Raw genomic sequence first — 13392 nt, forward strand, 5'->3', positions numbered from 1 at the left:
CGGGCTTGACCGGGATCGCGAAGCTTCTGTGAGGAGTGTCGTACTGGCCGGTAACCCCACCAGGGATTATAACGATTCAATAACGGTCAACATGAGGGGCACTCATGTTTCATACGTGTTGGTAACCCGGTAGACCAGCGCGTTCAAACATGAGGACGGGTCATGTTTTTCGTCATTCTGGTACGGACGTACGGAAATACTCGGGCGTACGGACCTCTCGGCGGACCAAACGTGAGGATTTCCTCATGATTTTGTGCCATCCTCGCCCGTATCAGGCCTAGAGGTCGAAGACGACCCGCGCACCGGAGGAAGCGGCGTGTCGACATCGGGCATGTCGCCAGGAGAAGGAAGTCGAATCGTCTTGACGATCAACGAGAGCACCGAGACCGGGACCGGAGCGAGCGCCAAGGTGGTCAGGACGGCCGGGCAGGCAGCCGGCGTGCGATCGCCCCTGCTCGATCGTTTGCTGAACGGGACGCCGTACGCGCTGGCCTTCGGGGGGCAGGGCGCGCAGTGGCTGGGCGAACTGGAAGAGATCGGGCGCGACAGCGCGCTGGAGCCGGAGCTGACCGCGTTGGTCAACGAGGCGGCCGCGCTGCTGGAGCCCGTTGCGGCACAACTGCTCGTGGTGCGGCCGGTCGGATTCGACCCGGTCGCGTGGATGCTCGAGGACGAGCTGGTCGACACCGATCAAGGCGAGACCTCGGCCGCGCCGTCGGATCAGGTGCTGCGGTCCGCCGCGGTGTCGATGCCTGGCGTGCTGCTGACCCAGCTGGCGGCGCTGCGGGCGCTGCGGTTGCAGGGCCTCGATCCGGCCGAGCACGAGCCGGTCGCCGTGGTCGGGCATTCGCAGGGCCTGCTGGCCGCCGCCGCGGTGCGGTCGGGCGGCACGCAGGACGCCGAGCTGCTGGCGATCGCGCAGTTGGTCGGCGCGGCGGGCAATCTCGTCGCGCGGCGGCGCGGCCTGATGCCGGTGGGCGAGCGCTCGCCGATGGTGGCGGTATCGAATGTCGATCCCGAGCAGTTGCGCGCGGTGGTCGCGGAGGTTGCCGAGGGTGTGAGTCCGGATGCCGCGGCCGTGGTCGCGATCCTCAACGGGCGGCGTAGGGCGGTGCTCTCGGGCATCCCGACGCAGCTGGAGCGGGTGCGGCAGCGCTGCGCGCAGATCTCCGACGAGCAGACCCGCGCGCGCGACGCGAAGGTGCGCGGCGGTGCGGTGTTCGCGCCCGTCTTCGAGGACGTGTCGGTCGACGTCGCGTTCCACCACCCCGCGCTCGCCGACACGGTCGAGATGGTGTCCGGCTGGGCCGCGCAGTGCGGGCTGGACGAGGAGCTGGCCGGTTCGCTCGCGAAGGCCATCCTCGTCGATCCGGTGGACTGGGTGCAGTCGGTGGACGACGTGATCGCCGCGGGCGCGCAGTGGATTCTGGATCTCGGCCCCGGTGATCTGCTCAGCCGGGTCACCGGCGGATCGCTGAAGGGCAGCGGCGTCGGCATCGTCGCCGCCGCGACCCGTCCCGGCCAGCGCAGCCTGCTGACCCCCGGCGCCGCGCCCGAGCGGGCGCGGCCGTGGTCGGACTACGCGCCGCGTCCGGTGCGGCTGCCGAACGGCCGGATCGTGGTGGAGACCTCGTTCACCAAGCTGACCGGTCGCTCGCCGATCCTGCTCGCGGGCATGACGCCGACCACCGTGGACGCCAAGATCGTCGCGGCCGCGGCGAACGCGGGCCACTGGGCCGAGCTCGCGGGCGGCGGCCAGGTGACCGAGCAGATCTTCGCCGACCGGGTCGCCGAGCTGAAGCAGCTGCTGCAGCCGGGTCGCGCGGTGCAGTTCAACTCGCTGTTCCTCGATCCGTACCTGTGGAAGCTGCAGCTGGGCGGCAAGCGCCTGGTGCAGCGGGCCCGCAGCGCGGGCGCCCCGTTCGACGGCGTGATCGTCACCGCGGGTATCCCCGAGCTCGACGAGGCCGTCGCGCTCATCCAAGAGCTCACCGAGGTCGGCATCTCGCATGTCGCGTTCAAGCCGGGCACCGTCGCGCAGATCCGCGCGGTGCTGCGGATCGCCGACGAGGTCCCCGACTACCCGGTGATCATGCACATCGAGGGCGGCAAGGCGGGCGGTCACCACTCCTGGGAAGACCTGGACGACCTGCTGCTGGAGACCTACGCCGAACTGCGCAACCGCGCCAACGTGGTGGTCTGCGTCGGCGGCGGCATCGGAACCCCCGAGCGCGCCACCGAATACCTCACCGGCGTGTGGTCGGCCGCGCACGGCTACCCGGTGATGCCGCTGGACGGAGTGCTGGTCGGCACCGCGGCGATGGCGACCCTGGAGGCCACCACCGCGCCCGAGGTGAAGCAGCTGCTCGTCGACACCCCCGGCACCCCCGACTGGGTCGGCGCGGGCACCGCGTCCGGCGGAATGGCGTCGGGCCGTAGCCAATTGGGCGCCGACATCCACGAGATCGACAACGCCGCCTCGCGCACCGGCCGCCTGCTCGACGAGGTCGCGGGCGACGCCGACGCGGTCGCCGCCCGGCGCGACGAGATCATCGCGGCGCTGAACGGCACCGCCAAGCCGTACTTCGGCGATCTCGGCACCATGACCTACCTGGACTGGCTGGAGCGCTACGTCGAGCTGGCCGTCGGCTTGGACCGCCGCAAGGATTTCGACTGCGGCAGCGATCTCGGCGACGCCATCCTCGACGCCACCCGCTCGGTGTGGCTCGACATCACCTGGCGGGACCGCTTCGCGGAGATGGTGCGGCGCACCGAATCCCGGTTGCATCCGGCCGATCGCGGCGAGATCCCGACGCTGTTCGCCGACGACACGGCGTTCGAGCGTCCGGTCGACGCGCTGTGCGCACTGAAGCAGCAGTACCCGGCCGCCGCGCAGACCCTGCTGCACCCGGCCGACGTGCCGTTCTTCGTCGCGCTGTGCAAGATCCCCGGCAAGCCGGTCAACTTCGTGCCGGTCGTCGACGCCGACGTGCGGCGCTGGTGGCGCTCGGATTCCCTGTGGCAGGCGCACGACCCGCGCTACTCGGCCGATCAGGTGTGCATCATCCCCGGCACCGTGGCGGTCGCGGGCATCACCCGGGTGGACGAGCCGGTCGGTGAGCTGCTCGACCGCTTCGAACAGGACACCGCCTACTCGCTGGTGCGTGCGGGCGTGGTGCCGACCCCGGTCGACGCGCGCCGCGCCGCGGGCGTGACGAACGGTCCGATCGACGCGGTGCTGGCCGCCCCCGACGTGCAGTGGTCGGGCCGCACCACCGTGAACCCGGTGCACCGGCTCGGCGACGTCGCCGAATGGACCGTGGACGGCAGGGGCGCGGTGCACCCGCGCACCGGAGCCACCCTGGTCGAGACCACCGGTCCCGAGGGCGACGATTCCTACGTCGAGCTGACCGTCCCGCTGCTGCGCAGCGACGCGGTGCGCATCCGGATCACCGTCCCCGTCTCCACCTACAACGGCGGCGCGCCGGTGATCACCGAGGACGACGCCGAGGCCGCCATGGCGGAGCTGCTCGCGGTCGCCGCGGGCCAGTCGCTGCCGGAGGTCAAGGGCGGGGTGGCGCACGTCAACCTGGCCTGGACCCCGGATCTCATCGCCGACCACGCAGGCGTCACCGGCTCCGGTCTGCCCGCTTCGCTGAGCACGCTGGGCCGCACCGTGCCCGACGTGCTGGTCGGCGCCTGCTGGCCCACGGTGTTCGCGGTGCTCGGCGCGACCCGCACCGGCGACGCGCGTTCGGTCATCGAGGGCATGCTCGACCTGGTGCATCTCGACCACCAGATCGAGCTGCTGCGCGAACTGCCTTCCACCACGAGCATTCTTGTGGTCCGCGCGGAGTCGAAGTCGGTGCTCGACACCGACATGGGCCGCGTGGTCGAGGTGGAGGTCACCGTCGGCGAGATGCGGGACAAGGGCCTCGACGTGGTGCCGTTGGCCCGGCTCAGCGAGCGGTTCGCCATCCGCGGCCGCAACGGCGCGGGCGAACTCGCCGATCCCCCGCGGGCCGGAGGCACGGCCGCGCAGGCTGCCGACACGCCGCGCCGCCGTCGCCGTGACGTCACTCTCGTCGCGCCGCGTGCCATGCACGCCTTCGCGACGGTGTCCGGCGACCACAACCCGATCCACACCAGCGACAACGCCGCCAAGCTCGCCGGGCTGGGCAGCCCGATCGTGCACGGCATGTGGCTGTCGGCCGCCGCGCAGCACGCGGTGTCCGCCGTGGATCCCGAAAGCTCGATTCCCGCACGCACGCTCACCGCGTGGACCACCCGCTTCCTCGGCATGGTGCGTCCCGGCGCGGAGATCGATGTGCGAGTCGAGCGGATCGCCCTCGACGCGGGCAGCGAGATCGTCGAGGTCTCCTGCCGCACGGGCGGCGATCTCGTGATGACCGCGACCGGCCGCACGAAGGCGCCGAAGACCGTGTACGCCTTCCCGGGGCAGGGCATCCAGCGCAAGGGGATGGGTCTGGACGCCCGGTCGCGGTCCAAAGCGGCCAAGGAGATCTGGGAGCGCGCCGACAAGCACACCCGCGAGGCGCTCGGCTTCTCCATTCTGGCCGTGGTGCGTGACAACCCGACCTACCTCAAGGCGCGCGGCGTCGAGCACCGGCACCCGGACGGCGTGCTGCACCTGACGCAGTTCACCCAGGTCGCGATGGCGACTCTCGGCGTCGCCCAGGTCGCCGAGCTGCGCGAGGCGGGTGCGTTCGTCGAGGGCGCCATGCTCGCGGGCCACTCGGTCGGCGAGTACAACGCGCTCGCCGCCGTGGCGGGCGTGCTGCCGCTGGAGGCGGTGCTCGAGGTGGTGTTCCAGCGCGGTTCGGCGATGCACGAGCTGGTGCCGCGGGATGCCCAGGGCCGCAGCGACTACCGGATGGCCGCCATCCGGCCCTCGCAGATCGGTCTGGCCGACGAGGACGTGATCGGGTTCGTCGGCGACGTGTCCGAGCAGACCGGCGAATTCCTCGAGGTCGTCAACCTGAACCTGCGCGGCTCGCAGTACGCGATCGCGGGCACGGTCGCGGGCCTGGAGGCGCTGGAGGTCGAGATCGACCGCCGCCGCGCCGAATTCGGCGGCAAGCGGGCCTTCATCCTGGTGCCTGGCATCGACGTGCCCTTCCACTCCACCGTGCTGCGCAAGGGCGTGCCGGAGTTCCGGCAGAAGCTCGCGCAGCTGCTGCCCGAGGACCTGCACCCGGAGGTGCTCCTCGGCCGCTACATCCCGAACCTGGTGCCGAGGCCGTTCACGCTGGAGCGCGCGTTCGTCCAGGAGATCGCGGATCTGGTGCCGTCGGAACCGCTGGTCGCGGTGCTCGCCGACTTCGACAGCTGGGCGGCCCGGCCTGCCGAGCTGTGCCGGGTGGTGCTGATCGAGTTGCTCGCGTGGCAGTTCGCCAGCCCGGTGCGCTGGATCGAGACCCAGGACCTGCTGTTCACCGATGCCGCGCACGGCGGACTCGGTGTCGAGCGGTTCGTCGAGATCGGTCTCGGCGCGACGCCGACCGTGGCGAACCTGGCCAGTCAGACCCTGAAGCTGCCGAGCTTCGGCACCGCCACCGTCGAGGTGCTCAACATCGAGCGCGAGGCCGGGGTCGTCTACGCGACCGACACCGATCCCGCGCCGGTCGACGAACCCGACGAGACTCCGGCCGAGACCGCGGCTCCGGCCGCCGCCGCGCCCGCCGCGGTGGCCGCGCCCGCCCCGGTCGCGAGCTCCGGCGGACCTCGCCCCGACGACATCGTGTTCACCGCCGCCGACGCCACCCGGGTGCTCATCGCCCTGTGGACCAAGCTGCGGCTGGACCAGATCGGGCCGGTCGACACCATCGAGGGCCTCTGCGACGGCGTCTCCTCGCGGCGCAACCAGCTGCTCGTCGACCTCGGCTCGGAGCTCTCGCTCGGCGCCATCGACGGCGCGGCCGACGCCGACATGGGCGCGCTGTCGGCCACCGTGGAGCGGCTGGCGCGCACCTACAAGCCGTTCGGCTCGGTGCTCTCCGACTCGATCAACGACCACCTGCGCAAGGTGTTCGGCCCGTCCGGCAAGCGACCTGCCGCGATCGCCGAGCGCGTCAAGAAGGTGTGGGAACTCGGTGACGGCTGGGCCAGCCATGTCACCGCCGAGGTCTCGCTCGGCACCCGTGAAGGGGCCAGCGTGCGCGGCGGCGATCTCGGCGGACTGGTCGCCGGCGCGCTGAGCGACGGAGCCTCGGTCGACGCCGCCATCGACGCGGCCGTGCAGGCGGTCGCCGCCCGGCGCGGTGTCGCGGTGTCGCTGCCCGCGGCAGGCGGTGGCGGCGGCGCCACGGTCGACGCGGCGGCGCTCGGCGAGTTCACCGAGCAGATCACCGGCCGCGGCGGCGTGCTCGCCTCGGCGGCCCGGGTGATCCTCGAGCAGCTCGGCCTCGCCGAGCAGGTGTCCGCGCCGGAGGCCACCGAGGACACGCTGGTCGACCTGGTGTCGGCCGAATTGGGTTCGGACTGGCCGCGTTTGGTCGCGCCCGCGTTCGACGGACGCAAAGCGGTGCTGATCGACGACCGCTGGGCGACCGCGCGCGAGGACCTCGCGCGGCTGTGGCTGCTGGACGACATCGCCTCGGCCGACGGACCGGTCGACGGCTTCCTCGGCGCGGGCGAAGCGGTTGCCGCGCAGGCCGAATGGTGGCGAGAGCAGGCCAAGCACGAGGCACGCTCGGTGCTCGCCGGGCTGTACGAGCGCATCGCCGAGGCCGCGCGTGGCGGCGAAGAGCCGGGTCTGTGGTCGGACGACATCGCGGTGATCACCGGCGCGAGCAAGGGGTCCATCGCCGCGGCGGCGACCGGACGCCTGCTCGGCGGCGGCGCGACCGTCATCGTCACGACCTCGAGCCTGAGCGACGAACGGATGGCCTTCTACAAGAAGCTCTACCGCGAGAACGCCAGGCACGGCGCCGCCCTGTGGGTCGTGCCCGCCAACATGGCCTCCTACCAGGACGTCGACGCGCTGATCGACTGGGTCGGCAGCGAGCAGGTCGACACCGTCGGCGGCGCGAAGGTCAAGACCAAGGACGCCATGACTCCGACCCTGCTGCTGCCGTTCGCGGCGCCGCGGGTCGCGGGCGACCTCGCCGACGCGGGCGCGCGCGCCGAAATGGAGATGCGCGTGCTGCTCTGGTCGGTGGAGCGCCTCATCGGCGGGCTGTCCAAGCTCGGCGCCGACCACGACGTGGACGCGAAGCTGCATGTGGTGCTGCCCGGTTCGCCGAACCGCGGCATGTTCGGCGGCGACGGCGCCTACGGCGAGTCGAAGGCCGCGCTCGACGCGGTGGTCGCCAAGTGGCGGGCCGAGAAGTCCTGGTCGACGCGGGTCACCCTGGTGCACGCGCTGATCGGCTGGGTGCGTGGCACCGGTCTGATGGGCCACAACGACCCGATGGTGGAGGCCGTCGAGAAGGCGGGCGTGCAGACCTGGTCCACCACCGAGATGGCCGACGAGCTGCTCAAGTGGTGCACCTCGCGAGCCCGCCAGGTGACCGCCACCGGTCCGCAGCAGATCGACCTGACCGGCGGGTTGGCAAGGGCCAAGCTGGATCTGCCCGCGCTGGCCAAGGAGGCGGCCGAGCGGGAAGCGGACGAGACCGCGGAAACCGCCGCGGCCGCGACCATTCCGGCGCTGCCCGCGCCGCCGGCCATGACCTCGGCGCTGCCGGTGCCGGAATGGGGCGAGGTCACCGCCGATCTCGCCGACATGGTGGTCATCGTCGGCGCGGCCGAGCTCGGCCCGTACGGTTCCTCGCGCACCCGCTTCGAGATGGAGGTCTCCGACGAGCTCTCCGCCGCGGGCGTGCTCGAACTCGCCTGGACCACCGGGCTCGTCACCTGGGAGAACGACCCCAAGCCGGGGTGGTACGACGCAGAATCCGGCGACTACGTCCCGGAGTCCGAGCTGGCCGAGCGCTACCACGACACCGTGGTCGCCCGCTGCGGCATCCGCCGCTACGAGGACGACGGCGCCATGCTCGACAACACCGCGCCGCTGATGACCTCGGTCTTCCTCGACCAGGATCTGTCGTTCACGGTCGGCGGCGAGGCCGAGGCCCGCGCCTTCCACACGGCCGACCCGGAGCACACCGTCATCGCGCCGGTGCCGGACTCCGGCGACTGGACGGTGACCCGCAAGGCGGGCACCGAGATTCGGGTGCCGCGCAAGGCCAAGCTGTCGCGCACCGTCGGCGGCCAGATCCCCACCGGCTGGGATCCCACCATCTGGGGCATCTCCGCCGATATGTCCGCCTCGGTGGACCGGGTCGCGCTGTGGAACATCGTCTGCACGGTGGACGCGTTCGTGGGCTCCGGCTTCAGCCCCGCCGAGCTGATGAGCTGGGTGCACCCCTCGCTGGTGGCCAACACCCAGGGCACCGGCATGGGCGGCATGTCGTCGATGCGCTCGCTCTACGTGGACAACCTGCTCGGCGAATCGCGGCCCAACGACATCCTGCAGGAGGCGCTGCCGAACGTGGCCCTCGCGCACGTGGTGCAGTCCTACGTGGGCAGCTACGGCGCGATGGTGCATCCGGTGGCGGCCTGCGCCACGGCGGCGGTGTCCGTCGAGGAGGGCGTCGACAAGATCCGGCTCGGCAAGGCCGAGGTGGTCGTGGCGGGCGGCTTCGACGATCTGGGCATCGAGGGCATCGTCGGCTTCGGTGACATGTCGGCGACCGCGGACTCGGCGGCCATGAGCGCCAAGGGCATCAGCGATCGGTACTTCTCCCGCGCCAACGACCGCCGCCGCGGCGGCTTCGTGGAATCGCAGGGCGGCGGCACCGTGCTGCTGGCCCGCGGTGACGTGGCGCTGGAGATGGGCCTTCCGGTGCTCGGCGTGGTGGCCTACGCGCAGTCCTTCGCCGACGGCGTGCACACCTCGATCCCGGCGCCCGGCCTCGGCGCGCTCGGCGCGGGTCGCGGCGGACGCGAGTCCCGGTTCGCCGCGGAGCTGCGCAAGCTCGGCGTCACGCCGGACGAGATCGCGGTGGTGTCCAAGCACGACACCTCCACTGCGGCCAACGACCCGAACGAGTCCGAGCTGCACGAGCGGCTGGCCACGGCGATCGGTCGTTCGGACGGCGCGCCGCTGTTCGTCGTCTCGCAGAAGAGCCTGACCGGACACGCCAAGGGCGGTGCTGCCGCGTTCCAGCTGATCGGCCTGTGCCAGATGCTGGAAACCGGTGTGGTGCCGCCGAACCGGAGCCTGGACTGCGTCGACGAGAAGATGCAGGCCTACCCGCACCTGGTGTGGCCGCGTGAGGCGCTGCGCTTCGGCGAGCGGTTCCCGCTCAAGGCCGGTCTGGTGACCTCGCTCGGCTTCGGGCACGTCTCCGGTCTGCTCGCGGTGGTGCACCCGCAGGCGTTCCTCCAGGCGATCGAGCCGGTGCGGCGCGACGAGTACCAGCGCCGAGCCGAGCAGCGGCAGCTGGCCGGACGGCAGCGGATGGTCGAGGCCATGTGCGGCGGTGCGCCGCTGTACGAGCGGCCCGCGGACCGACGGCTCGGCGGAGAAGGCACGCCCGCCAAGCGGATTCGTCAGCTGGAGGCGGACATGCTGCTCTCGCCGCAGGCCCGCCTCGGCGCGGACGGCGCCTACCGCGCCGACGGATTCGGTTGCGGCACGGGCGCGGTCATCGTCGGACAACTCGAGGGTGACGGATCTTTGGCTGAGTGACTTCGGCCACTACCCTTCACTCAGGCCGTCCGGTGCGGGCGGCCGGGACCCGGCCGGTTCGCCGGGTCCGGTGAACGGAGTGCGGTCGCGCGAGCGGCCGCGCTCCATGAGGGTTGAGGAGCTGCGACGCATTGACCATTCTGGGGATCGGCCTGGACTTGGTGACCATCTCCGAGTTCGCCGAACAGCTCGAAAAATCCGGAACCACCATGCTCAGGGAGAGTTTCACCGCGGGAGAGCGGCGCTACTGCCAGAGCAAGGGCACCGACCCCGCGCGCAGTTTCGCCGCGCGCTGGGCGGCGAAGGAGGCGGTGCTCAAGGCGTGGGCGTCGTCGCGCTTCGCACGGCGCCCGCAGATCGGCGACAACCCGTACCCGCTGATCGAGGTGGTCAACGACGCCTGGGGCAGGCCGAGCATCAAATTGCACGGTCTGGCGGCCGAATTCCTGCCGAGGGCAAGGGTGCATCTGTCGTTGACCCATGACGGCGACACGGCGGCGGCGATGGTCGTGCTGGAGGATCCGGGCGAGCTCGCCGATCTGATCGAGGGGCGCGAGACTTCCGGGTGAGCCGGGCCCACCGCGCTCAGCGCTCGCTGGCGGTGCGGGATTCCTTCTCCGCGACAAGCAGATACGCGACCATGAGCCGCTTGAGCTCGGCGACGGCCTCCGCGTGCGACTGCTCGTCCTGCACCGAGAAGTTGAGCATCGAGTACACGACGTGCACCAGGACCTCGGCCATCATGGTGCGCCGCACCCGCGGCGTGCGCGGGGTGAGCGGACGCAGCATCTGCGAGACGACCTCGGCGAACTGCTTCTCGTGGATCGCGCCGGTGGCCCGGGTGGACGGCGTCGACTGCATGGCCAGCCACACCTCGCGCCGGGACGGGTCGGTCATCCACAGGTTGGCCAGGTGGTCGACGAACTGGTTCATGTGCCGCAGCCAGTCCAGCGAGGGCACCTCGCCGTGGAAATCGGCCAGTTCCTGGGAAACGGCAACCAGATCTTGGCGATTCAGCTCGCAGACGATCACATACTTGTTGGCGAAGAACTGGTACAGCGTGCCGATCGGGACCTCGGCCCGCGCCGCGACTTCTTCACAGGTGAACGATTCGAAACCGACCTCGACCAGCAGTTCGCGGGAGGCCTGGAGCAGCGCGTCGAACTTGCGCTTACTGCGTTCCTGAGTCGGCCGCTTGCGCGGCATCAGCTCTTGCGGGTCGTCTTGCAATTCCAACGCGGGGTCCAGGTGTCGCTTCGACGGCTTCGACCTGGCCTCCGTGTTTACTTCCACGTATCCAGGCTAGCGGTACCGACACGCACGCGACACGCGCACTTGGTCTGCGTGTCCAGGTCTGTCACATTTCACCACCCATCCGTAGCGGTTGTGGCAGCGAACACTAACCGAGCGTGCGTGCATCCGCAGGCACGTTTTGCCAAGGGTGTTCGCCCACCTCGGCGCACCTCCGCCTTCGCTACGGCCGTGCGCGGGCTGGGGACGGACTCGGTCCGGACGCGTCCGCCGGTCGGGCGATCCATTCCGGAAAGTCACTGGGAGGGCGTATCTGTGGTAGCTCGATCTGTGGTAACTCTCGGCGTTTCCACCGAACGTGGCGCTGTGCACGCGGTAGCGCTCGCCGACACCGGCGAGAAGTTGCTCGACCGCGTGCTGGTCCACCTGGTGGCGAAGACGTACGGCGACACCAAGGCGCATGTGGCGGCAGCGGTCGAGACCGCGATGGACGAAGTCGCCGCGGAGATCGGACCGGAATGGGAGATCGCGGGCACCGCGGTCGCGTACCGTGACGCCGCCGAGCGCCGGGCCGTCGTGACCCAGCTGGCATCCGGTCCGTGGCGCACGGCGTCGCTGCTCTCGGCGAAATCCGCGCACCTGAGCGCGGCAGGGGCGATGACCTGGCTCGGTGAGTTCGACGATCTGCTGGTCTGCGAGGTGGTCCCGGGTCACCAGGCGTTCACGCTGGTCGATCGCGGTCGCGATCGGGTGCTGGCGGCGATAGCCCAGACCGGCCCCGCGAGCGAGGAGTCGCTCGGCGTCGCGGTGACCGCGGCGTGGGACCAGTTCGAAGCGGCCGCCGTCCGGCCGGACGCGGTGGTGCTGATCGGTTCCGCCGCGCACGCGCCCGCCGTGCGCGCGGCCGCGGACCGATTCGGCGCACCCGTGCTGCCCTGCCGGATCGCCTCGTCTGCCGCGGCCCTCGGCGCCGCGATGTTCGCCATGGACGACGTGCCGGAACTGGTGGACACCGTCGAGGAGCCGCGCGGCCGCCGGAGCACGCCCGCGGTGTTCGTCGCGGCCAGCGTGGTGGCCGCCGGTCTGGTCGCCGGCGGTGTGTACACGCTGAACAACTCCACGCGGTCGGTCGTGGCCGACGCGCGGACCACCGCCGACGCGCACGTGGTCTTCGACACCGGGTCGTCCAGCGGGATGATCATCGGTTCCTCGGTGCAGCCGGGACAGTTCCACCCCGACGGCGCGCGCCAGGATCCCGACCCGGAATCGGCCCCGCAGGCCTTCGACGTGACGGCTGCGTCGCAGCAAGTGACGCAGTACTGGGGCGGTCGCATCGGTCCGCTGACCCTGGAGGAGTACGAAGCAGCGCAGGAGTCCGAGCCCGCGGCCGCTCCGGTCCTTCCCGGCACCGGCATACCGTCCACCACCAGGGTCGGAGCGCCCAACGACGCCATGCTGTTCCCCGGCGAGGCGCCCCCGCCCGCGCCCTTCACCGCGGAGTTCTACCAGTGGTGGGACAACCACATGCGCCTGCTCGCGCAGTGGGCGTCGCAGCAGGTGACGCAGGCCTGACGAAGGACGAGAAGCCCGAAAGGCCCGGCGCCGCAGTGGCGCCGGGCCTTGTCGTTCGTGATCAGCCGCGGGTGCGCCGCCGGAAGAGTGCGCCCGCCGCCAGATAGCCGACCGCGGCGATGCCCGCACACCACAGCACCGCGAGCAGGGCACTGTCGCCGATGGGGGTGCCCATCAACAGGCCGCGCAAGGTCTCGATGACCGGCGTCACCGGCTGGTTCTCGGCGAACAGGTGCAGCCAGCTCGGCATCGAGCCGGTCGGCACGAACGCGCTGCTCACATAGGGCAGGAACATGAAGAAGAAGGTGAAACCGTTGGCCGCCTCGGGGTTTCGCGCGAGCAGGCCGATGGCCGCCGCCGGCCAGGAGAGCGCGAGCACGAACATGGCGATCACTCCGAGCGCGGCGAGCCAGCGCAGCGGGTCGGCGGTGGGGCGGAAACCCAGTGCGACCGCGACCACGATGACCAGACCCGTGGTGATCAGGTTGCGGATCAGGCTCTCTGCCACGTGCCCGGTGAGCACCGCCGACCGCGCGATGGCCATGGTGCGGAACCGGTCGACGATGCCCTCGGCCACGTCGGTGGAGATGCTGACGGCGGTGGTGGCGGCGCCGAAACCCGCGCACAGCAGGATGATTCCGGGCACCACGTAGTCGATGTAGGCGCCGGGTCCGACGTCCATGGCGCCGCCGAAGACGTAGACGAACATCAGCAGGATCATGACCGGCAGCGCGATCGTCATGATCATGGTGTCGGGGCTGCGCAGCGTGTGCCGCAGGTTCCGGTCCAGCATGGTCCCGGAGTCCTGGACGGTGCGCAGCACGCGCAGGGCTGGGGAGGGGGTGATCATG

At 71.0% G+C, this 13392-nt stretch carries 5 protein-coding genes; 3 read left to right on the plus strand and 2 right to left on the minus strand.

What is annotated here, in order from left to right; genetic code table 11:
- Positions 1-361 precede the first annotated feature (361 nt).
- Together AC3EO7_RS19415 and acpS are read left to right on the plus strand one after the other, a co-directional pair.
- Positions 362-9718: a fatty acid synthase subunit beta domain-containing protein gene (locus tag AC3EO7_RS19415; protein ID WP_435591984.1), complete on the plus strand. Its 9357-nt coding sequence runs from the start codon at positions 362-364 to the stop codon at positions 9716-9718.
- 131 nt (positions 9719-9849) lie between these two features.
- Entirely contained in the window at positions 9850-10287 is a 438-nt protein-coding gene (gene acpS, locus AC3EO7_RS19420; protein WP_431962500.1) for a holo-ACP synthase AcpS, read from the plus strand.
- A 16-nt stretch (positions 10288-10303) separates the two neighbouring features.
- Here acpS and AC3EO7_RS19425 read toward each other — a convergent pair whose 3' ends face one another.
- Positions 10304-10924, minus strand: coding sequence for a TetR/AcrR family transcriptional regulator (locus AC3EO7_RS19425; protein WP_357455373.1), 621 nt, complete (start codon positions 10922-10924; stop codon positions 10304-10306).
- 411 nt (positions 10925-11335) lie between these two features.
- On the opposite strand from AC3EO7_RS19425, the gene AC3EO7_RS19430 reads away from it, so the two are divergent.
- Positions 11336-12541 carry a hypothetical protein gene (locus AC3EO7_RS19430; protein ID WP_435591985.1) on the plus strand — a complete coding sequence of 402 codons (1206 nt, stop codon included), beginning with the start codon at positions 11336-11338 and terminating at the stop codon, positions 12539-12541.
- A 61-nt stretch (positions 12542-12602) separates the two neighbouring features.
- Here AC3EO7_RS19430 and AC3EO7_RS19435 read toward each other — a convergent pair whose 3' ends face one another.
- Positions 12603-13391 (minus strand): ABC transporter permease, encoded by a 789-nt coding sequence (locus tag AC3EO7_RS19435; RefSeq protein WP_435592053.1) that lies wholly within the window; start codon positions 13389-13391, stop codon positions 12603-12605.
- Position 13392: the final 1 nt, after the last annotated feature.

The sequence above is a fragment of the Nocardia sp. bgisy118 genome (assembly GCF_057708605.1).

What these genes read in the sequence shown, in the direction of transcription:
- AC3EO7_RS19425 (WP_357455373.1), bottom strand. Translation starts at nt 10,924, where the DNA reads ATGCCGCGCAAGCGGCCGACTCAGGAACGCAGTAAGCGCAAGTTCGAC.
- AC3EO7_RS19435 (WP_435592053.1), bottom strand. Translation starts at nt 13,391, where the DNA reads ATGATCACCCCCTCCCCAGCCCTGCGCGTGCTGCGCACCGTCCAGGAC.